Source organism: Candidatus Pseudothioglobus sp. Uisw_086 (genome assembly GCF_048085745.1).
Taxonomy (GTDB): Bacteria; Pseudomonadota; Gammaproteobacteria; order PS1; family Pseudothioglobaceae; genus Pseudothioglobus.
Map to the genome: position 1 here is coordinate 232,550 of NZ_CP159803.1, position 22,500 is coordinate 255,049.

The 22,500-nt window shown below is 35.5% G+C and carries 21 protein-coding genes and 1 other RNA gene; 10 read left to right on the forward strand and 12 right to left on the reverse strand.

Annotated features, from left to right (window positions below; all coding sequences use genetic code 11):
* Positions 1-49 precede the first annotated feature (49 nt).
* Positions 50-230, reverse strand: a non-coding RNA gene (gene ssrS, locus ABXT49_RS01135) — 6S RNA.
* Between the two features lie 124 nt (positions 231-354).
* Between ssrS and ABXT49_RS01140 the strand changes: the two genes are divergently transcribed.
* Together ABXT49_RS01140 and ABXT49_RS01145 are read left to right on the forward strand one after the other, a co-directional pair.
* The gene (locus ABXT49_RS01140) at positions 355-942 is read left to right on the forward strand and encodes a MarC family protein (RefSeq protein ID WP_416652433.1); all 588 of its coding nucleotides are present in this window, start codon (positions 355-357) and stop codon (positions 940-942) included.
* A 105-nt stretch (positions 943-1,047) separates the two neighbouring features.
* Positions 1,048-2,172: an aspartate kinase gene (locus tag ABXT49_RS01145; protein ID WP_271537747.1), complete on the forward strand. Its 1,125-nt coding sequence runs from the start codon at positions 1,048-1,050 to the stop codon at positions 2,170-2,172.
* A gap of 7 nt (positions 2,173-2,179) precedes the next feature.
* On the opposite strand, the gene ABXT49_RS01150 is transcribed toward ABXT49_RS01145, so the two are convergent.
* Positions 2,180-2,479, reverse strand: coding sequence for a virulence factor (locus ABXT49_RS01150; protein WP_416652434.1), 300 nt, complete (start codon positions 2,477-2,479; stop codon positions 2,180-2,182).
* 135 nt (positions 2,480-2,614) lie between these two features.
* On the opposite strand from ABXT49_RS01150, the gene ABXT49_RS01155 reads away from it, so the two are divergent.
* Genes ABXT49_RS01155 through ABXT49_RS01165 form a run of 3 tightly spaced genes read left to right on the forward strand, consistent with a single transcriptional unit; the run spans position 2,615 to position 7,115 of the window.
* Entirely contained in the window at positions 2,615-5,140 is a 2,526-nt protein-coding gene (locus ABXT49_RS01155; protein ID WP_416652436.1) for a GcvT family protein, read from the forward strand.
* A gap of 3 nt (positions 5,141-5,143) precedes the next feature.
* Complete coding sequence (locus ABXT49_RS01160; protein ID WP_416652437.1) at positions 5,144-6,322, forward strand: M20 aminoacylase family protein; 1,179 nt, start codon at positions 5,144-5,146, stop codon at positions 6,320-6,322.
* 28 nt (positions 6,323-6,350) lie between these two features.
* Positions 6,351-7,115, forward strand: coding sequence for a dimethylarginine dimethylaminohydrolase family protein (locus ABXT49_RS01165; protein WP_416652438.1), 765 nt, complete (start codon positions 6,351-6,353; stop codon positions 7,113-7,115).
* Between the two features lie 33 nt (positions 7,116-7,148).
* On the opposite strand, the gene ABXT49_RS01170 is transcribed toward ABXT49_RS01165, so the two are convergent.
* The 10 genes from ABXT49_RS01170 to ABXT49_RS01215 all read right to left on the reverse strand — a co-directional run bounded on the left by ABXT49_RS01170 (position 7,149) and on the right by ABXT49_RS01215 (position 18,433).
* A complete protein-coding gene (locus tag ABXT49_RS01170; RefSeq protein WP_416652440.1) occupies positions 7,149-7,499 on the reverse strand; it encodes a rhodanese-like domain-containing protein in 351 nt (116 codons plus the stop codon).
* Between the two features lie 33 nt (positions 7,500-7,532).
* Positions 7,533-9,074, reverse strand: coding sequence for a bifunctional phosphoribosylaminoimidazolecarboxamide formyltransferase/IMP cyclohydrolase (purH, locus tag ABXT49_RS01175; protein ID WP_416652442.1), 1,542 nt, complete (start codon positions 9,072-9,074; stop codon positions 7,533-7,535).
* A gap of 48 nt (positions 9,075-9,122) precedes the next feature.
* On the reverse strand, positions 9,123-9,353 hold the full coding sequence (locus ABXT49_RS01180; RefSeq protein ID WP_416652443.1) for a helix-turn-helix domain-containing protein: 231 nt from the start codon (positions 9,351-9,353) through the stop codon (positions 9,123-9,125).
* Complete coding sequence (gene dusB, locus ABXT49_RS01185) at positions 9,350-10,318, reverse strand: tRNA dihydrouridine synthase DusB (RefSeq protein WP_416652444.1); 969 nt, start codon at positions 10,316-10,318, stop codon at positions 9,350-9,352. The genes ABXT49_RS01180 and dusB overlap by 4 nt, the downstream gene beginning before the upstream one ends.
* Before the next feature lie 4 nt (positions 10,319-10,322).
* A complete protein-coding gene (def, locus tag ABXT49_RS01190; RefSeq protein ID WP_416652445.1) occupies positions 10,323-10,820 on the reverse strand; it encodes a peptide deformylase in 498 nt (165 codons plus the stop codon).
* A complete protein-coding gene (nadB, locus tag ABXT49_RS01195; RefSeq protein WP_416652446.1) occupies positions 10,817-12,376 on the reverse strand; it encodes an L-aspartate oxidase in 1,560 nt (519 codons plus the stop codon). The genes def and nadB overlap by 4 nt, the downstream gene beginning before the upstream one ends.
* Positions 12,377-12,522: 146 nt before the next feature.
* On the reverse strand, positions 12,523-14,814 hold the full coding sequence (locus ABXT49_RS01200) for an efflux RND transporter permease subunit (RefSeq protein ID WP_416652448.1): 2,292 nt from the start codon (positions 14,812-14,814) through the stop codon (positions 12,523-12,525).
* A gap of 16 nt (positions 14,815-14,830) precedes the next feature.
* The gene (locus tag ABXT49_RS01205) at positions 14,831-15,484 is read right to left on the reverse strand and encodes a protein-L-isoaspartate O-methyltransferase family protein (RefSeq protein WP_416652449.1); all 654 of its coding nucleotides are present in this window, start codon (positions 15,482-15,484) and stop codon (positions 14,831-14,833) included.
* Positions 15,485-15,491: 7 nt separating this feature from the next.
* Positions 15,492-16,898, reverse strand: coding sequence for a dihydrolipoyl dehydrogenase (lpdA, locus tag ABXT49_RS01210; RefSeq protein WP_416652450.1), 1,407 nt, complete (start codon positions 16,896-16,898; stop codon positions 15,492-15,494).
* Positions 16,895-18,433 carry a dihydrolipoyllysine-residue acetyltransferase gene (locus ABXT49_RS01215; RefSeq protein ID WP_416652452.1) on the reverse strand — a complete coding sequence of 513 codons (1,539 nt, stop codon included), beginning with the start codon at positions 18,431-18,433 and terminating at the stop codon, positions 16,895-16,897. The genes lpdA and ABXT49_RS01215 overlap by 4 nt, the downstream gene beginning before the upstream one ends.
* 155 nt (positions 18,434-18,588) lie before the next feature.
* Here ABXT49_RS01215 and ABXT49_RS01220 point away from each other — a divergent pair, with 155 nt between their 5' ends.
* From ABXT49_RS01220 to ABXT49_RS01240, 5 genes are all read left to right on the forward strand, one after another.
* Positions 18,589-19,497 (forward strand): ABC transporter ATP-binding protein, encoded by a 909-nt coding sequence (locus ABXT49_RS01220; protein ID WP_416652454.1) that lies wholly within the window; start codon positions 18,589-18,591, stop codon positions 19,495-19,497.
* 8 nt (positions 19,498-19,505) lie between these two features.
* The gene (locus ABXT49_RS01225; RefSeq protein WP_416652456.1) at positions 19,506-20,267 is read left to right on the forward strand and encodes an ABC transporter permease; all 762 of its coding nucleotides are present in this window, start codon (positions 19,506-19,508) and stop codon (positions 20,265-20,267) included.
* Positions 20,268-20,424: 157 nt separating this feature from the next.
* Positions 20,425-20,937, forward strand: a complete 513-nt coding sequence (locus ABXT49_RS01230; protein ID WP_416652457.1) for a hypothetical protein — start codon at positions 20,425-20,427, stop codon at positions 20,935-20,937.
* Between the two features lie 155 nt (positions 20,938-21,092).
* Positions 21,093-21,599 (forward strand): cytochrome b, encoded by a 507-nt coding sequence (locus ABXT49_RS01235; protein WP_416652459.1) that lies wholly within the window; start codon positions 21,093-21,095, stop codon positions 21,597-21,599.
* Positions 21,600-21,975: 376 nt separating this feature from the next.
* Entirely contained in the window at positions 21,976-22,341 is a 366-nt protein-coding gene (locus ABXT49_RS01240; protein ID WP_416652461.1) for a hypothetical protein, read from the forward strand.
* The last annotated feature ends 159 nt before the right edge of the window (positions 22,342-22,500 follow it).

Sequence of the window (22,500 nt, forward strand, 5' to 3'; positions counted from 1 at the left end):
CTGTTTAATTAGTAAAGTAATGTAATAGAGTGAAGTTTAATATTCTTTAGATAGGTCCATTGTGCCGTGTTGAATTGTCCTGAACCTTTCTGGTTCAAGGCGGAAGTTCGATGTTTACCGCAGGTTTCCCACTTCAAGGTGGGCTTACACAATAGCAACCAATCTCATCTCCTTTTCTATACTTAATCGGCTCAGGGAAATAAATCAAAGCACGAACACAACAGATAATTAATTATCACCTCTGACTAATTTAATTGCAATACAGTTTCTTCTTGATATTTAAAAATATACTTAATTTTTAGAAGGTTGTTCGTATAAAATCACCCGATTCATTATTTCCTAAAGGTTTACTAAGTGACTATATTAGCTGCAATTTTATTATTAGTTATCATTATGGATCCTATTGGGAATGTCCCTGTATTTTTAAGTATTCTCAAAAATATACCACTCGAAAGACGAAGAATAATAATTATTCGTGAACTGTTAATCGCTTTCATAATTTTATTGTTTTTTATGTTTGTTGGTAGATATTTGCTTCAGATACTAGAAATAGAACAATCTTCACTTGGGGTTACAGGAGGAATTATATTGTTCATCATTGCTATAAGAATGATTTTCCCAGGTACTAAGCCTCTATTTGGTCACAATGAAACAACAGAACCTCTTATTGTTCCTCTAGCTGTTCCAATGCTTGCTGGCCCCTCAGCTATTGCAGCAGTTATATTATTTATGGCTCAAGAGCCAGATAGATGGGTTGAATGGACCTTTGTTGTATTTATTGCTTGCTTAATATCAGGTGTTATATTAGTCTCTTCAGAAACACTAGGAAGAAAACTTGGTAATAGGGCATTAATTGCAATTGAACGATTAATGGGAATAATATTGGTGATGGTCTCGGTTGACTTTATATTAGATGGAATTAAACAAACATTTGGTATTTAATATTTTAACCTTCCAGTTTAGTGAATTTGCAATTTAACCATAAAGCACTGATTTGCTATGTTGTAAGTCACAAGCTATAATTGCCTCTTTTTTTTGAAGATTGAAATGTCAAAAAGTTCTGCGCCTATAGTAATGAAATTTGGTGGGACAAGTCTTAGGGATGAGATTTCTCGTTCCCATGTCTTAAATCATATCAAACATTATGCTGATTCTGGTGAAAGAGTTGTGGTTGTAGTTTCTGCAATGGGTCGGAAGGGTGAACCATATGCAACGGATACACTTGTAGCTCTATTAAAAGATGTGGGTCATAATATTAATCCAAGAGAACTAGATCTCGTTATGAGCGTTGGTGAAACGCTATGCTCAGCTTTCTGTGCTCATCTTTTAAGTTGTAACGGAATGCCTGCAGTTTCATTTAATGGAAGACAGTCAGGAATTTTGACGGATGATAATGCTGGGAATGCTGAAATATTAGATGTTAATCCATCTCGCATTGTTGAGGCGCTTGATCAAGGAGATATTGCAGTAGTAGCAGGTTTTCAAGGGGTTAATGAAAGGGGTGATATTCGCACACTTGGAAGGGGCGGAAGTGACACTTCTGCAGTAGCATTAGCGGCAGCTTTAGGTGCAGAGAAGGTTGAAATATTTTCTGATGTTGATGGTATTGCAAATTGTGATCCAAGACAGGTGGAGGCCTCTAGTTATCTTGAGTCAATCAGTGTTCAGCAAATGTTAGCTATGGCTGATGAAGGGTCAAGAGTTATTCACCCTCGAGCAATTGAGGCCTCGATTAAAACTAAAACACCAATTGTTGCAAGAAACACTTTTAATAATTCAATTGGAACGACTATTCATCATAAAGAAGCATCTGAAAAAGAGGTTGTTGCTATTGCTCATCGAGATAATATGGTGCTAATAGAGTTTGCGCTTGAGCATAAAGCCTCAAGTCATGTTGATGGCGTTGTGTATATTGACTCAAGAAGATTGTTACTTAATGATGATGTTTATTTAAGTGATAAATTAGCGCAACTTGAAGAAAAGCTAGGTTTCTATAAGTTGAGCAGGCATTGGGCTACGATTTCTGTTGTCTTCAATAATAAGGTGTCTAAAAAACCAGCTGATCTTGATTATGCTGAGCTTTTAGATTCACCTAAAAACATTATCAGCTATCTTCTTAAAGAAACAAAGGTTAGGGAAACATTAAAGTTTCTGCATGGAAGATATACATAAATAAAGGCTAAGGCTTGTAACCGCCGTTATTGACGTAACTTAATAATACTTCATCAGAAAATTCTATTTCTAGTTCCGCTGCTTTTTTTTCTACCGGCTCTCTTAGATCGCCATCAGCTATTTCAATTATTTCATCATTCCAATCAGTAAGGTATGAGTCAGCATCTGTAGCATCTGCAACTGACGCTGCAGAGTCAACAGCCTCCATAAAGCGATTATCTAGCTGAACTTTTTCAACTTCTCTTCTGCTTTTTTTAATCATAACCATTGTTGGTATATCGCGCCATTTCTTTATTGTTAAATTCATCTAATTCTCCAAAAAATATAGTAAATTATAGCCGGAATAAATTTTGAAAAATTCTACCATTAACTAATTGATGTAATTGCTATAATTTAGGTATATAATTCGCTTTTTTTGGTTAGAGTTTACATTGAGGATTTGATGAAAAATAAAACACAAGTGGTGGTTATTGGAGGCGGAGTTGTTGGCGCAGGGACACTATACCATCTAGCAAAAAAAGGTTGGACTGATGTCGTATTGGTTGAGCGCAAAGATTTAACTTCTGGCTCAACATGGCACGCAGCTGGCTTATTGCCACTCTTTAATATGAGTTATTCAGTTGGAAAACTACATCAATATTCAGTCGACTTCTATCATGAGCTAGAAAAAGAGACTGGGATGAACGTTGGCTTTAGTGTTGTATCAAATATCCGCCTTGCAAATTCTCAAGACCGAATGGACGAGTATAAATATTATGCTGGCGTTGGAAGCACTGTCGGTGTTAATGTAAATTTTTTAACGCCAGAAGAAATTAAAGAAGTTTGGCCTTTATGTAATACGGAAGGCTTGTTGGGCGCTATTCAGCATCCTGATGATGGATATATACAGCCAGCAGACTTAACTCAAGCATTATGCAAAGGTGCTAGAAATCGAGGTGCTGAGATTTATGAGCACACACTAGTAGAAGGAATTACACAACAAAAAGACCAGAGCTGGATTGTATCCACCGATAAAGGCGACATTGCCTGCGAGCATGTTGTCTCTTGTACAGGGAGTTTTGCCAGAAAAACTGGTGAAATGGTTGGTTTAGATGTTCCAGTAATTCCTGTTGAACATCAGTTTCTAGTAACAGAGCCTCATCCAGAAATTTTAGAAAGAAAAAAACAAGGACTTCCTGAAATGGCCGTCCTACGTGAATCTGATGCAGCCTATTATTTGCGAGAAGAGGCTGGCGGAATGATCTTAGGAATTTACGAAAAAGGCGCACCTGTATGCTATGTTGATGGCCCTAAAGACGACTGTCAATATGAGTTATTTAATGGTGAACTTGATCGCATAATGCCGCATATTGATCGCTGTATAAATCGTGTTCCTGCGTTTGGTGAAGTAGGAATTAAGGATGTATATAACGGAGCTATTGCATACACTCCTGATGGAAATCCAATTGTTGGTCCTGCGCCAGGACTAAAAAACTTTTGGCTCAATGAAGGCCATAGTTTTGGCATAACTGCTGCGGGCGGAGCTGGATGGCAGTTGGCTGAGTGGATTGTTGATGGAGAGCCTACAGTTGACATGATGGGCGTTGATCCTCGTCGTTTTGGTCCTTATGCTACTCGAGGATATTTGAAAGAAAAAAATGAAGAGGCTTACGCAAATGTTTTTACAACTCACTATCCCGATGAAGAGAGAAGTGCTGCAAGACCCTTGAAAACCGCACCCTGTTATGATCGTATGAAAGCTTTGGGGGCTGTATTTGGGAGTGTATATGGTTGGGAGCGTCCAAATTGGTTCATGCCTAGTGCTGATTATTCTCTGAGTGTAGAGGAGTTAAATCAAGAAGATCCAGCAAAAGTATTGATGAATAAAAACCATGCGACAGCTTTAGAGGATGGACGAATTGTAGAAAAAAATTCATTTAGGCGCTCTAATTATTTTGAACATGTTGGAAATGAATGCAAGCATGTTAATAATAAAGTTGGACTACTAGATATGTCTGCTTTTGCAAAATGTATAGTTAAAGGACCTGGAGCAGAGGAATGGCTAGAATATATCTTTGCAAACAAGATGCCTAAAGCTATTGGTAGAATTAGTCTAGTTCATATGCTCTCTTTAAATGGCGGGGTTCGAGCGGAATTTACAGTCTATAAAACCGGTCCTCAAAGTTATTATTTAGTTTCAGCAGGTGCATTTGAAACGCATGATCATGACTATTTATTTAAGCTCGCACCAAAAGATGGAAGTGTGAATATCCAGCGAGTTACAACACAAACTGGTGTGCTTGTTTTAGCTGGCCCAAGGTCTCGTGATGTCCTTCAAAAACTGACTGATACTGATTTATCAAACGATAACTTTAAGTGGCTAACAGGTAAAAAAATTAATGTAGGCTACGCAACTGCAGAAGCCCTGAGAGTTAACTTTGTTGGTGAACTTGGTTGGGAGCTTCATCATCCAATTGAAATGCAGAATTACATATTTGATCAGCTAATGGAGGCTGGAGCTGAGTTTGAAATAAAACCATTTGGCATACGTGCAATGGATAGTATGCGCCTTGAAAAATCTTACCGATTAATTCCAAGAGAGATGTCAATTGAATATTCCGCTTATGAGTCTGGTCTTGATCGTTTTGTAAAGCTTGACAAAGAAAATGATTTCATAGGTAAGTCTGCTCTTAAAGAGTGGCAGGATCGTGGGCCTTCAAATGGATTTGTCACTCTGGAGGTTTTAGGAGTAGTTGATGCAGATGCACGCGGTTCAGAGGCAATCTATAAAGATGGCGAGGTTGTTGGAAGAGCTACATCTGGAGGATATGGGTGGCGCTGTGAAAAGTCACTCGCTCTAGGGCTTGTAAGGCTTGAACTTGCAACTCTTGGAACAGAACTTGAAATTGAGATATTGGGTGAAAGGTATAAAGCTATAGTGATAGAAGAGTCACCTTTTGACTCAACGAATGAGTGCCTAAGGAGCTAAAGAATGTCTATTATTAAAAAACAATCTGAGTTACACGAAGACATGGTGACATGGCGTCATCACATTCATAAACATCCCGAGCTTAGCTTTAAAGAAGATCTAACTAGTGACTATATAGCTGCAGTTCTTGAGGCCAATGATATCGAAATGCATCGCGGCTTGGCAGTTACAGGAATAGTAGCCACTATTCATGGAAAAAAAGAAGGACGTGTTATTGGTCTTCGAGCAGATATGGATGCTCTTCCTATTCAGGAAAAAAATGATTTTAGTCATAAATCAGTTCATGATGGAAAGATGCATGCATGTGGTCATGATGGTCACTCAACAATGCTACTTGGTGCTGCTGTTCACTTAAAAGAAAATAATAATTTTTCAGGAACAGTTCATTTTATTTTTCAACCAGCTGAAGAAGGTGGTGGCGGTGGTCGTGTGATGGTTGAAGAGGGTATATTTGAAAAGTTTCCTTGTGAAGCTGTATATGGGATGCATAACTGGCCAGGAATGGCTGAAGGGCAATTTGCTGTTCATGATACGGCTGTAATGGCTGCTAATGAAACACTCAAAATTTCTATCAAAGGCAAGGGTGGTCATGCAGCAATGCCAGATCAATGCGTTGACCCTGTGGTAATTGGAGCTCAAATTATTACTGCACTTCAAAGTGTGGTTTCAAGAAATGTTGCCCCTCTTGATTCTGCTGTTGTAAGTATTACAATGCTTGATGCAGGCTTTGTCTCTAATGTTATTCCAAATGACATGAACCTAACTGGCTCTTTAAGATACTTTTCAACAGATGTGGGGAATGAAGTAAAAGCAAAAATTAAGAAAATTGTTGAGGGTATAAGTCACTCAATGGGAGCGACAGCAACGTTCAGTTCAACGCCAAATTATCCAGCAACAGTTAATACTCCAAAACATGCTGAGCTTTGTGCAAATGCTGCAGCAGAGGTTGTAGGAAGTAGCAATGTTTTGAGAAATGAGAAGCCAAGTATGGGCTCTGAAGATTTTTCTTTTTTGCTTAACGCCTCAGAGGGTGCTTATATTTGGATTGGGAACGGGCTAGTTCCTGAGGATGGTCCTGAGGGTGGCTGCATGCTCCACAATACAGAATATGATTTTAATGATGAGATTCTTCCACTTGGAAGTAGTTATTGGGTGCAACTAGTCCAAGGTATTCTCAAGTAAGTATTTTTTTGATTTTAAGGTTTAATTTATGTTTTCTCATGCGATTGTTAGGGTTCCTGGAAAGAGTCTAATTAATGGATTAAGCGATTCAAAGGATCTAGGATTGCCAAATTATGATAATGCAATTATTCAGCATAAGTCTTATATAGAGGCGCTGAAATCTTGTGGTGTTGAAGTTAATGTTCTTGAGCCTTGTGAACAATACCCAGATTCAACATTTATTGAAGACGTAGCTCTAGTAACTCCAGAGTGCGTAATAATTACCCGCCCAGGAGCTCCAACCAGGAGAGATGAGGTGAGTCAAATAGATTCTGTATTAAGAAAAGAATTTATGAATATTGAATATATTGAAGCGCCAGGAACAATAGAGGCTGGAGATATTATGATGGTGGGCAGTCATTACTATATTGGTTTGTCAGATCGAACTAATATCGATGGTGCTGAGCAAGCAATTAAACTGCTGCAAAAATATGGTTTAACAGGTTCAACTGTTGAGCTAAATGATGTTCTTCACCTTAAGACTGGGCTTTCTTATCTAGAAAATAATAAGTTAGTAGTATGTGGAGAGTTCCTGAGTAATCCAATTTTTGAAAATTATGATTTTATAGAAATACCACAAGAGGAAAGTTATGCGGCAAACTGTGTTTGGGTCAATGAATTTGTAATTATTCCATCTGGATATCCAATATCAAAAGGGAGGATTTCAGATGCAGGTTTTAAAATAATTGAAGTCGATGTTTCAGAATTCAAAAAGCTTGATGGAGGTTTAAGCTGTTTGTCTTTAAGGTACTAGGAAATTCTTAATTTTAATGATTGAGGTTTTAGTTTAATCAAATATTTCTTTAATTTCTTCAAACGTTGCGGTTATAGCATGAACATTTGAGTAACCCATTTTTTGAAGTGTTAAAGCTGCAAGTGAGGCACGGCCGCCACCAGCGCAGTGAGTCAATATTAAAGTTTCAGAATTGGGACAATGCTTGCCAATTTTCATTTCAATTAATCCTCTAGAAATATTTATCGAGTCATTGAGACTCAATTCCTCATAATTATTTACTTCACGAACATCAATAATTACAGAATTATTTGAATTTTGATAGAGAAGTTTTGCTGCGTTTGCATCAACACAATTAATTTTTGTTTGAGCGTCTGATATTAATTCACCTGCACTTTTGATCATTTAGAATCCCTTAATAGTTAATAAAGTTGTACATTAATGTTTGAAGTGACGAATACCCGTAAATACCATTGCTATTCCATGTTCATCAGCAGCAGCAATTACTTCCTCATCACGCATAGACCCGCCAGGATGAATAATAGCACTAATTCCAGCTTCTGCGGCAGCATCTATTCCATCTCGAAAAGGAAAAAAAGCGTCTGACGCCATTACTGATCCCTTGACTTCAAGGTTTTCATCGGCAGCTTTAATGCCAGCAATTTTAGCAGAGTAGATCCTTGACATTTGACCTGCTCCAACCCCAATCGTCATTTGGTTTTTTGCGTAGATAATTGCATTAGACTTTACATATTTAGCAACTTTCCAAGCAAACAATAAGTCGAGCATTTGTTTGCTAGTAGGCTGAATTAAAGATACGCATTTGAGATCAGAAGATTTTAAAATAACTAAATCTTTATCCTGAATAAGAAGGCCTCCAGATATTTTCTTATAGTCAAAAGTATGTTTAGCCTTTTGAAGATCACCACACTCAAGAACCCTTATGTTTTCTTTTTTAGATAGTATAGATTTAGCTTTAGAGCTAATTCTTGGGGCAATGATTACTTCAACAAATTGTTGCTTGGTAATAGATTGAGCAGTCTCTTCATTAAGTTCACGATTAAACGCAATAATTCCCCCAAATGCAGATGTTGGGTCCGTTTGATAAGCACTAAGATAGGCCAAGTGAATATTTTCCCTTGTTGCTACTCCGCATGGGTTCGCGTGTTTAATAATAACGCAGCAAGGCTCTTCAAAATCTCGAACGCATTCTAATGCTGCATCAGCATCTGCCAAATTATTAAAGGAAAGAGGTTTTCCTTGGATTTGTTTACTGGAAGAAACAGATGCCTCTGTAAGGTTAGTCTCCTTATAAAATGCAGCACTCTGATGAGGGTTTTCTCCATAACGCATGGTTTGAGACTTTATATATTGCAAATTTAAGGTATTTGAAAACCCGTCTTGTTCACGTCCTAAATAATTTGCTATAGCGCCATCATATTGTGCAGTGTGTTCGAAGGTTTTTAGCGCTAGAGCTTTTCTGGTATCCAATGCAGTATCACCATTGTTATTTAATTCATCTAGAATAAATTGATAATCAGCACTATCAACTATTACAGTTACTGATTCATGATTTTTTGCACTTGAGCGTAGCATTGCAGGCCCACCAATATCAATATTTTCAATGGCATCATCGTGGGTACAGTTTGGGTTTGAAATAGTTTGTTGAAAAGGATATAAATTTACAACGACTAAGTCAATTGGACTGATGTTATTTTCTAACATTACAGCTTCATCTTTACCTCTTCGAGCCAAAATTCCACCATGGATCATTGGATTGAGAGTCTTAACACGGCCTGACATCATTTCTGGATAGCCTGTGAAATCCGATACTTCAATTACAGAGATATTATTATCTTTTAGAAGTTTGGCAGTTCCACCCGTGGAAATAATTTCGATATCTAGTGAAGAAAGTCCTAGAGCAAATTCAACTACTCCAGTTTTGTCAGAAACGCTAATTAAAGCTCGCTTAATAGACATCTTTCAAGAATTAAAATTTAGATATTTTAAGGAATTGATTATAAACTCTTACAGGCTATAAAGGCTTACTTTTTTCTTTAGGGTTGCTCTGTTTATGCCAAGGATTCTGGCAGCTTCGCTTTGATTTTGATTGACTTTATCTAGGACAAACTTAATAGTAGCTGACTCAGTTTGTTGGGTAACCATCTTAAAAACTCCATTTGATGTTTCACCATTCAAGTCCAAGAAGTACTTCTCGAGACTATCTTTGATACAATCCTGTAAACCCCTTTGTGTCATATTGAATACAAAAAATCATGAAAAATTGAATATTGTTCAGAGTGATCAGACACTCTATTAATGTTTGGCCAAAATGCTGTCCCTTTTTCTTGGTCAAGGTGCATAGAATACCAAAAAATATGCTTTCTGGAAAGCTGTGTGCCCATTTTATGTCCATAAAAATCATGAATTTGAAGAATATGACTTAAGATAAGTGAGATTTTTTTATCTAAAGAAGTCTCTTCTGCTTTGTTTCCAGTTTTCAAGAAATGGTTAACCTGACCAACAAGCCAAGGATTTCCTTGTGTTGCTCGGCCAAGCATCACGGCATCTGCACCAGTAAAGTCTAATATGTCTTTAGCTTTTTCTGGGGAGGTTATATCACCATTTGCAACAACAGGAATTGATACCATCTTGGTAATTTTTTTAACTGTATCAAATTCAGCTTTACCATTATATTTTTGTGACCTAGTTCTCCCATGAATTGCCAACATTTGTATGCCAAAATCTTCAGCAATTTTTGCGATAGTGGGGGCATTTTTATTTTCTTCATTCCATCCTGTGCGCATTTTAAGGGTAACAGGAATATCAACTGCATTAACGACAGATTCAATAATGTTTTCAACAAGTTTTTCATTTTGCATTAAAGCTGAACCAGCAGCTTTATTGCAGACCTTTTTTGCAGGACAACCCATATTGATATCTATAATATCTGCCCCAAAATCGACCGCTTTTCTGGCTGATTCAGCTAATTCATCAGCTTCTGAGCCTGCTATTTGAATACTAATAGGAGATTGTTCTGACGTAAAGTCTAGTCGATGTTTTGATTTATTTGAATTAAGAAGGTGGTTTTGCATCACGACCATCTCTGATGTTGTTAGGCCAGCACCTTGTGCTCTGCATATCATTCTAAAGGGTTTATCACTCGTACCTGCCATTGGCGCAAGTAAAACTTGTGAAGGAAGAGAGTAAGGGCCGATATTCATAAAATTAAAATTTTAAGGTATTTTTTTCGGCTTTCTTTTTTAGGCGTTTTTGTTTCAATTTAGATAAATGATCTACAAATAATATTCCATTTAAGTGATCCATTTCATGTTGTATACAAACTGCCAGCATCTCACTTGCATCAATTTCACACAACTCACCGAGCTGATTAAGCGCACTAACTTTTATTTCATTGGATCTTTTAACACTTTCATAGTAATTTGGAACTGAAAGGCATCCTTCCTCCCATTCAATTTCACCATTTTTTTCAATTATTTTTGGGTTTATTAGACATAGTGGCTGGTTGCATTCATCTGAAATATCAATGACAATGATGCGCTTATGAAAATTAACTTGGGTTGCGGCTAAACCGATTCCAGGAGCGTCATACATTGTTTCAAACATGTCTTTAACTTGTTTCTTGACATCTGTATTAACGGCGTCTACTTCTTTTGCAACCGTCCTTAAGCGCTTATCAGGGTACTTTAAAATGTCTAAAATCATGTTTTATTCATAACAGTGTTATGTATTTTGTTAAGTTGATTTGGATAATCTTGGTTAAAGTGCAAGCCTCTACTTTCCTTTCTAGAAATGGCTGATTCTACAATAATTTTTGACGTTTGAGCTAAGTTTCTTAGTTCAATTAAATCATCAGTTATAGTATAAATTCGGTAATATTCATCAACTTCTTTGTTTATTTGTTGAATTTTTAAATAGGCTGAATTAAGTCGATTATCACTTCTCACAATGCCTACAAAGTTCCACATAATGAGTCTGATTTCAAGCCATAAGTGGGAGATAACTACTTTCTCTTTTGAAGGGGCGACTCTAGAAGCATCCCATTTTGCAATAAAAGGGAATACTTCTTCGAAGATACTGTCATTAATATGCTTTGCGCAAGATTTTGCAAAAACAATGCATTCAAGTAAAGAGTTACTTGCTAATCTGTTGGCACCATGCACACCAGTATGAGCTACTTCTCCAATCGCATAAAGGTTTTTAATATTGCTTTGTGCATCTAAATTTGTATCAACTCCACCACATGTGTAATGAGCAGCTGGGACAACTGGCAAGGCTTCATTACATATATCAATACCTAGCTCATTGCATCGCTGTGAAATAGCTGGGAAGCGTGACTTGATCCATTTGGCATCTTTGAATGAGATATCAAGATAAACGCAGTCATACCCATTAACCTTCATCTCATTATCGATAGCTCTTGCCACAATATCCCTGGGAGCAAGTTCAAGTCTACTGTCATAGTTGTGCATGAATTCTCTACCATTCGGTAGAAGTAGTTTTGCTCCTTCACCTCTTAATGCCTCAGAAATTAGAAATGATTTAGCATGTGGATGAAAAAGACACGTTGGGTGAAACTGTGTAAATTCCATATTAGTAATATGACAACCAGCTCGATAGGCCATGGCAATTCCATCGCCAGTTGAGGTGTCTGGGTTTGAAGTATAAAGGTAGGATTTTGATGCTCCTCCAGTGGCTAATATAGTTTTATGGGAGGAAAAAGTACTAACCTCTTTTGTACTCTTATTGAAAACATATGCCCCATTGCAGTTTCCATCATCAACTAGCAAGTCAACTGCTACATATTGCTCAAAAAGAGTAATATTATTTTTTTGTTTAACTTTTGCTAGTAAGTTAACTTGGATTGATTGACCAGTTTTATCAGCAACATGAGCTACTCTTTTTGAACTATGACCACCTTCAGTAGTTAGGTCGTAGCTGTTATTGACGTGTGAAAATATTACACCAGTATTTTCAAGGTCTGAAATTGCTGAAGGAGCTTGCTCCACCATAAACCTAATACTTTTTTCACTGCCTAAGTTAAATCCAGTATTTATTGTGTCCAAAATATGTGACTCAAAGTTATCTTCTGGATCAAGCACTGCAGATATGCCACCTTGTGCGTAATAAGAAGAGCCTTCTAATACTTTATCTTTCGCTATTACAGCTATTGAGAGTTTTTCAGACAGCTGAATCGCACTCATCAAGCCTGCAGCTCCAGAGCCTATAATAAGAACATCAAATTGATAATTGTTTGCCATAATTTATTGATACAAAAAGACACAAAATAAAAATTATTAAATTAATTTTTATATATAATTTCGCGTAAGTTAAAAACTACTATATTTAACTTATTTCTCCTTTTAATAGTAGACTAACCCCACTCTCTTATTCGAGGTGGGGTTTTTTATTTTATAAGCCTTTGGTTATTCATTTTGGGTTTAAAAATTATTAGCAACTTAGGAAGTAATGTTAGATTAACAATTACAGCACTCAACATAGCAATCGCCATAAAAATACCAAAATAAATACTTGGAGTAAAGTGCGATAATATTAGGACTAAGAACCCAATTGCAACTGTGGCAGCAGTATAAAACATTGAGATACCAATAGTGCTATGCGTTCTGTACATCGAAGATAAGTAGTCACCATCCTTTAAAACCTCATTTTGAAATCTACTGATGTAATGGACTGCATTATCAATTCCGATTCCAATAGCAATGGCTGCTATAGTTATTGTCATAATATCTAGCGGTATATTTGCCAAACCCATAACCCCTAAGATTAATAACGATGGAATTACATTTGGCAACACAGCTATAAGTGCAATTGATGCTGATCTAAATATGAATAAAAAAAGTATAAAGATAATTACAAAGACGCTAGTTATAGTCTTTATTTGAGATTCAAATAAACTTTGTAGAAGATTGTTGTAGAGTGAAAATGTCCCTGTGAAATAAAAATCTTCTTGATTAAAGTTAAAGTTTTTAATCAACTCATTATTGATGTCATTAATGAGTTGGTTTCTATTTAACCCTATTGTTGTTTCTTTAATTCTTGCTACTATTCTTATTTGGTCACTATCATCTGATATATGTGGCTTTAAAATCTGTTCTTTAGCAAATTCAGGCATATTATTTTTACCTAAAGTTAACAAAAATCCATTAGGTGTTTTTCCATTATTTGATTTTTTAAGGACCTGCATGAATGTATCAATTGACAAAACCTTTCCAATGCTGGGTATGCCATCAAGGTACTTATGAACCTTATGGAAGTCATCCCTTAAGCTTGAATCTGCCCAATATGCATTTGCAATATCATTAAAAACAATTTCCAATGGAACTGTGCCGCCCAGTTCTTTATCAATTAACTGAAGCCCTTGATAAATCTCTGTATCTTTTTTAAAATAGTTTATAAAGCTATTCTCTACTGAAAGTTTACTTAAACCAATAAAGGCAATAATCATAGTTACAATGAGAGTTACTAGTATTCGCTTACCAAACCTATCTGTAATAATTGCAAATTTTTCTAATACTAAGAATTGATCTGGATGACTTGTAGTTAGAGGTTTTGGTAGAAGCATCGTAAATATTGCAAAACTAACAAAGGATAATACAAAAGCTATCATTACTCCTATACTCATCATTAAGCCAAAGTCAATTACAGGGTTAACATTACTTGTGGTTAAAGAAACAAATGCAGCTATAGTTGTAATTACGGTGTAGGTGCATGGTTTAATCATCTCTGTCAAAGTCTGCTTTGTTAATTCTGAAGACGTTGCATCAGGATTATTGCTCGATATTTCTCTATAGCGAACCACTAAATGAATAGTTACAGATAGGGTCATAACAAGAAGAAGAGAGAAAAAATTTGCTGAAATAACGGTAACTTTCCATCCAATAGCGCTTATTACTCCAGTCATGAAAAGAGCGCCAATAATACTAATCATTATTGGAACCACAACCCATCGAATTCTATGAAAAAAGAATGATAGCATTATGGACATTGCCAAAATAACAGCAAGACTAAATACTATTAAATCACTTTTGATGTATGCAATTGCATCATTTCTTATCATTGGAACTCCACCCAAGAATAAGCTTGCTTCATTTTGATATTCATTCATCGTTAAACGTATGTCTTCGATTATTACTTTCAAAGTTTCTTGATTAATTAATATTTCTGGATTATCAGTAGCAAGTGGAATTAATAACGCCGTTGTTTTTAAGTCTGAGCTAACTAGGTTGTTAGCGTAAAGTGGGCTATTTTTAAATTCATTTTCAATGTAAGACAGTTCTGCCTTGCCATTATCAATTGTATAAACATCACTCGCAAGTTCAATAAGAGAAAGAGGTGGGGATTGAAATAGAGAAACGTCAAGTATTGATATTACTGAATTAATACCTTCAATATTGAGTAAGTCATCTCTTAAGGAGCGCAGGTGAGATATCTGTTTAGTGTCAAGTATAGTCTCTTCATTAGCCGTGTAGCTAATTACTAACGATTCATCAGAGCCAAAAGTTTTTTGGGTATCGAAATAAAGTGCTAGGTTGTTATCACCCTCTAGTGATAATGATTCTGAGGAGGCATCAAGTGAGAAATTTTGAATTTGCAGAAATGTTGTTCCAATAATAATTAAAAACAGAGCTAAAGACCAAGCTGGCTTTTTAATTAAGAAATTCAATAAGGAATTAAGCATATCTGCCTAGTTCAAGTTAAAAGGTAAATTTGATAGATGGCTCAGAACCCTTCATGATATCTAAATGCGTTTCAAAAAGGGATTTGGAGTGCCATTCATTTTCATTTAGACGAGTAACAAGAGTTGCATGCATTTGGTTTTTTGATCCAACAACTACAAATAATTTTCCACCTAAATTTAGAAGTTTTTTTAAGTCTTTATTAATTTCGGGAAGAGCACATCCTAGAACAATTGCATCAAACTGCCCATTCTCAAAATTAGAAGTTAGAAAACTTTCATGCTTAAGGGTTATATTGCTTAGATTAAGTTTATTAATCTTACTTTTTGCTAAAGCATGTAAGTCTTTATCAGCATCAATACTTATAACTGAATTTGATAGTAAAGATAGTACTGAGGTAAAGTAACCACTTCCAGTGCCAATTTCTAGAACATTTTCATGGCCTTTTAGGTCAAGGCTATCTAGAATTCTACCCTCAATCTTTGGCGAAAGCATTTTGACTACCTTATTAAGAGGTATTTCAATATCAGCAAATACTAACTTCTGATATTCTTCTGGGACAAAGTTTTCACGTGGTGTATCTGTTAATGCTTGATTTGCTCTCACATTGAGACCACCCCAAGGTCTTACTTGCTGTTCAATAACATTTTTTCTAGCTTGTTTAATATCCATATTTCACCTATTTTTTCTTTCTGGGTGGCATCAAGTCTGTAATTGTGCCTTCAGCCATTTCAGCTGCAAATGCAGTCGTTTCTGAAAGAGTAGGGTGTGCATGAATGGTTAAAGCAATATCACTCATATCACAACCCATTTCAATCGCTAAAGTAGCCTCAGAAATTAAATCACCAGCATGATTTCCACAAATACCCATGCCTAGAATCTTACCTGACTCAGCATCAAATAAAGCCTTTGATACACCTTCACTTCTTCCAATACTCAAGCTTCTTCCAGATGCAGCCCATGGAAACACACCCTTATCAAACTTAACTCCAGTTTCTATGAGTTCTTTTTCAGTTTTTCCAGTCCATGCTACCTCTGGATCTGTATAAGCGACCGAGGGAATTGTAAGAGCATTAAATCCAGTTTTTTTGCCACTAATTACTTCTGCTGCAACTTTAGCTTCATGAGTGGCTTTATGAGCAAGCATTGGTTGTCCAACAATATCTCCTATAGCAAATATGTTATCAACATTAGTTTTCATTTGATTATTTGTAGAAATAAATCCACTTTTATCAATATTAACGCCAGCTTTTTCAGCATCAATTAATAGGCCATTAGGGGTTCGCCCAACAGCAACCAAAACCTTGTCAAATGTGTCTGATTCTGGAGCGTCTTTACCTTCAAACTCAACTTTTATTCCTTTTTTTGCTGCAGTCATTTTGGTAACTTTAGTATTTAAAAAGACATTAGCATAAGTCTTTTTTATTTTTTTAAATAATGGAGTAACAATATCTTTGTCTGCCACAGGAATAATTTGATTACCAAGTTCTACCATAGTAATTTCACTTCCAAGGGCATCATAAATTGTAGCCATTTCGAGGCCAATAATGCCTCCACCAACAACCAGCATTCTTTTAGGTATATCATCTAACATCAGGGCATCTGTGGAGTCCATAACTCGTTTGTCCTCGAATGGAAACATTGGAAATTTCGTTACTCTTGAGCCTGTAGCAATAATACATTGCTCAAATTCAATGACTTCATCAGTCCCATCAAGTGCCACTTGATTCTTCGAAAGAAATTTTGCATAGCCCACAATTACTTTGACTTTTCTTGCTTTAGCAAGGGCTTGAATGCCACCAGTAAGCTTACTTACTATAGCTTCTTTATTTTTTCTAACACCATCAATATCTATTTTAGGGCTTCCAAAGGTTATTCCAAGTTCATTTGCATGTTTGGCTTCATTGATTACTTCAGCAGTATGAAGAAGTGATTTAGAGGGAATACAGCCAACATTTAAACAAACCCCACCAAGAGTTTTATGACTTTCAATTAAGGTAACTTCATTACCTAAGTCAGCAGCTCGAAAAGCAGCTGTGTATCCACCTGGACCAGATCCAATAACTAAAACTTTAGTTTTAATCATAATAACATCTCCATAATATTGCTAAGAACTTGATTTAGTTCAGCCATAAACTTCGCTCCCTCTGCACCATCTATAACTCTGTGATCATATGAAAGTGCTAGTGGAATCATAGCCTTAGGCTCAAAAGAAGTTCCATTCCAAACTGGCTTTATTTGTGTTCTAGAGACTCCTAATATTGCAACTTCAGGTGAATTAATAATTGGCGTAAATTGGGTTCCACCAATCCCACCTAAGCTTGAAATCGTAAAGCCTGCACCTTTCATTTCACTTGCCTGTAATTGACCCTCTCTAGCTCGTGAAGAAATATCAGCAAGTTCTTCAGCAAGTTCAACTAATGATTTTTTACCCACATCTTTTACAACTGGAACAAGCAAGCCATTTGGAGTATCAACTGCAATACCAAGATTAAAGTATTTTTTTACTATTAAATTTTCCCCACTCTCATCTAAAGATGCATTAAAGTTTGGATGACGTTTTAAAACTTGAACGACAGCCTTCATAATGAAAATTAGGGGACTTAATTTAATGTTTCTTTCTTTTTGATGTTTGCGGAATTTCTCTAGCTGTTCAATATTGACTTCATCAAATTGAGTTACATGAGGTATTGAGCTCCAACTACTTGAGAGGTGTTTTCCGGATATTTTCTTAATTCTAGATAATGGAACTACCTCTACTTCATTGCCAGTATCTCCATTAATAACTATTTGCTTTACAAAAGACTTTAAATCTTCCTCTAAGATCCTGCCTTTTTGACCAGTACCTTTAATATTTGATAAGCTAACTCCAAGTTCTCTTGCTAATTTTCTTATGGAAGGAGAGGCGTGAGAATTTGAATCAGTATTTAAAGAAATTTCTTCTTTAGGCTCTTCAGTTATTGAGGTTGAAACATTTGGCTCTTCAATCCCAATATGTGAACTACCAGTTGCTTCTAAATTGCTAGGAGCCGCTGTTTGCTTTGAAGCTTCTTCTGGCTCAGAATCAATCTCAATGGTGAGAATGAGCTCGCCTTTAGCTATTTTATCTCCAACTTTTACTTTAAGACTGGCTACCTTTCCTGGAAAGGGCGCAGGGATTTCCATTGTAGCTTTGTCGGTTTCTAATGTAATAAGACTATCATTTTCATTGACAGTATCTCCAACTTTCACTAAAACTTCAATAATATCAACAGAGTCAAAATCACCTATATCTGGTAACTCGACATTTTTATGTGAAGTATTAGATTGATTATTTGAACTACCCGTTGCTTCTAAATTGCTAGGAGCCGCTGTTTGCTTTGAAGCTTCTTCTGGCTCAGAATCAATCTCAATGGTGAGAATGAGCTCGCCTTTAGCTATTTTATCTCCAACTTTTACTTTAAGACTGGCTACCTTTCCTGGAAAGGGCGCAGGGATTTCCATTGTAGCTTTGTCGGTTTCTAATGTAATAAGACTATCATTTTCATTGACAGTATCTCCAACTTTCACTAAAACTTCAATAATATCAACAGAGTCAAAATCACCTATATCTGGTAACTCGACATTTTTTTGGGTTGGCATATAGACTATTAAATAGCTTTGTATTTTAAGCTTGTAATTATCCCAAATTTAGCTTGTGAAGTGCGGTAAATATGAAAATAAATTTACATGCCAAAACTAATTTCTTTTTATATAATAAGTTAATTATTTTTTTATAATTTAAGTAAGATAATTTTATGGTATTAGCACTTTCCACAGATAATCTAACCAAAATATATTCTAATAATCTTGAGGCACTGAAGGGTGTAAATCTAAGGGTAGAAAAGGGTGATTTTTTTGCACTTTTAGGCTCTAATGGTGCTGGAAAAACTACTGCAATTGGAATTATTTCAGGTTTGCTAAAGAGCACCTCTGGTGAGGTAAAGATAAATGGTCTAGATCAAAATAAATATGCAAATGAAGTAAAAAAAATGATTGGCTTAATGCCTCAGGAGTTTAACTTTAATCCCCATGAGCCTAATATGGAAATTCTTATGAATCAAGCTGGTTACTTTGGAATTTCTCGCGTAGAAGCTAAAATTCAAGCTGAAGTGCTTTTGAAAAAGATGGAGTTGTGGGATAGACGATTTGATGTTGCTCAATCCCTATCTGGGGGAATGAAAAGGCGACTGATGCTGGCTCGAGCATTAATGCATAAACCAAGTATATTAATTCTAGATGAGCCAACTGCTGGAGTTGACGTTGAAATTCGTAAATCAATGTGGGATTACTTAACTCAGCTTAATAAAGAGGGTATGACAATTATATTAACTACTCATTATTTGGAAGAGGCAGAATCTTTATGCAGGAATATTGCAATTCTTAATGATGGCGATCTTGTTGAGCAGACTAATATGAAGAAGCTTCTTTTAAAAGCAAAGAGGCAAGTACTAATTCTAGATACTATCGAAAAATTGACAAGCAATATTTCTATCACTAATTGTGATTGTGTAGTAATAGATGACACTACTTTACAGGTTGCACAAGGAGAAAATACTTCAATCTCAGATGTAATTTTAAGTTTGTCAGCTCAAAATATTAATGTGTCCCACCTTCGTAGTTCACAAAATCGCTTAGAAGCTTTATTTTTATCAATTACTAGTTAAATATTATTATGTGGATTGCTTATAAAACCATTGTTACAAAAGAGATACTAAGATTTGTAAGAATTTGGATTCAAACGATAGTTCCTCCAGTTATTACAACCTCACTCTATTTACTAATATTTGGTGGTTTAATGGGTGGGAGAATTGGTCAAATGCAGGGCGTTGATTATCTAGATTTTATAGTTCCTGGAATCATTCTTATGACGGTAATTATGCAATCTTATGCGAATACAGTTTCCTCATTCTTTATGACTAAATATAATAATAGCTTTGAAGAGTTATTAGTTTCTACAACACCTAATTGGGTTATTTTATTAGGATTTGTGAGTGGTGGTGTTTGTAGGGGGTTAACTATTGGTCTTGCAGTAACCTTTACAATATCATTTTTTGTTGAAATTCACATTCATAGTTTTATAGTTATAGGTATCACCTTTCTTATAACGTCAGTTATGTTCGCTTTAGCTGGCTTTATAAATGCAGTTTTTGCCAAGACTTTTGATGATATTTCAATCGTTCCAAATTTCGTTTTGCTTCCATTAACTTATCTTGGTGGTATGTTTTATAGTATTGATATATTGCCTAGCTTCTGGAGGAGCGTATCAATTTTTAATCCAATTTATTATATGATGGATGCTTTTAGAATGGGATTTTTAGGTGTTGGCTCTGTTGAGTTATGGAAGGCTTTTTTAGTGCCTTGTATTATGATTATTATTTTGGCATTAATTGCTAATAAGCTTTTAAGTCGAGGCGTTAGTATTAAAACAGAATAGGCAGAATGCTCTACAGACCCTATTGCGAAAAGGTTTTAAAGTATTTGTATATTAAATGTATATTAAAAGTATTAATATAACCCCTCACACAAATCTAACGAAATTTGGACTTTAATTTAAGTTAACATATAACCATATTTTTTTAGGAGAGACTAATATGGCTCGATCAAAACATGTGGATTTAAATGTTTTAAGCTTCTCAATCTATGCGATTGCCATTATTACATCAGGTGCTTACCTGGGTAACTTAATCAATATGGGGGTGGTACATGCGGCTTTCTGGTTAACCTTAGAGCCAGTTGCATTCATGAATGACTTCGCAGGTAAATTTGATTTGCTTTTGATGACTCTGCCATTAACGTTTTTACCTAGCTTACTTGCAATAATTTTTGCTATCTGGAGCACATGGAAAACTATACTCGCTCGAAATTATTGGCTTTGTGCGCTTGTTCTATCTTTGATCGGGCTTGGCCTATCTGCTGTCTACTTTATACCAATGAATAATGGGTTTGTTGCGCAATCATTTACACCAGAAGAGGCTCGTGTAAATCTTGAATTCTGGTACAACTTACATTGGGTCCGAGTTGCACTATCTGCTGTGTCTTGCCTGTTTGCGCTCTTGGCATTCAAAGCTACGGTAAATGCTCACCACCAAATAATCCAAAGTTAGAATTGGTAATGGCAATTCAAAACCTTATGTAAGGTTTGAGATGTAATGGTCGAATGAGGTCAATGAACTTAGTTACACATTAATTAACCCTCCCTCGCACATCAAACGAAATTTTAAATATAATATCGAATTCATTTTTAAATACTTTTTAACTAATGAATCTAAAAACAGAGAGTATTAATAAAAATTTTAGTTCTTTTGCAAAACTACTGCATTGGGGTTTTGTATTATTATTTCTTTATGGTTTACTAAAGCAAATAGACAGTATTAATCAATTAGAAGATGAAAATCTATTAATGTTCGAAATAATATTTGCTTTAGCATTTTTATTATTACTCATTATTCGCTTTGTTTATATGAAAACCACCCAACAGTCATCAATACCAGAACACACATCTAAATCTCAAAAATTAGCAGCTAAAATTGTTCATTATGGAATGTATATATGCCTTGCATTAATTCCATTTACTGGATTAATAATTGGCTGGTTATTTTGGTTAGATTTAAAGGATGGGTTTTTAATTAATTCAGTAATTGCAACTCATGAATTTACAGTATCAATTATCTATTGGCTTATTGGATTCCATATTGTCGCTGCAACTTATCATCGCTTAAAAAAAGACGGAGTTTGGTCCTCAATGGTGCCGTTTTGGAAGGAATAGACTGAGAAAAACTACTCAATTAAATGTGAGTCAGTTCTGACCTTCTTTTAAATAAAAAATGTATATTAAAGTGTATATTAACGAGAACTTTAGCCCACTACCTAAAAGGAAAAATAGTCATATGTATATTAAATGTATATTAAAGATATGTTGTACCTATGCGTTTTAGTAGGGAAGTGAGTATAAAGACAGAGTAATATAGCACCCCTATAGAAACTACTCCAATAGGGTTTCCAAGTATCTTTGTATTAAATGTGTATTAAAAAATAAGTCATACCTTTGCAAATCAAGTGAGTATTTAGAATTTAATGAGTTTACCATGCTCAATTTATAAGCATATACTAAGGTTTCTTTTGAACTATATTATGGAAAAAATATGTTAAATATAAATAAATTCCTAACTTTTGGAGTGGCTATTAGCTTTGGACTTATATTATCTGGATGTAATAATGTCAAGTCAAGTGAGGTGATTTCTCAAAATGTTTCTACCTACGAATATTCTGATATGACTTGTTCACAGCTTGAAGGTGAAATGGTCTTTCTAAACAATGCTGCAAATTCTGCTGGAAACGTTGTTGATAAGAAGAATTCTTCAGCAAAAGGAAAAAATGCTGCTGCGTTTCTTTTATTTTGGCCAGCTTTATTTTTAATCGATGACAACTCTTCTGAGGCTCAACAATACGCTAGACTTAAAGGTGAGTATGAGGCTGTTCAGAGAACTCATCGAAAAAATGATTGCTAAAATTATATTTGAGTAAAAAATTACTCTACTAAAAGGAGGTTAGTTTTGGCCATCTTTTAAATAAAAATGTCGATTAAAGATATGTTGTACCTATAGGGTTGCGTGGTGATGTTAGTATCAAAACAGAATAGGCAGAATGCTCTACAGACCCTATTGTGA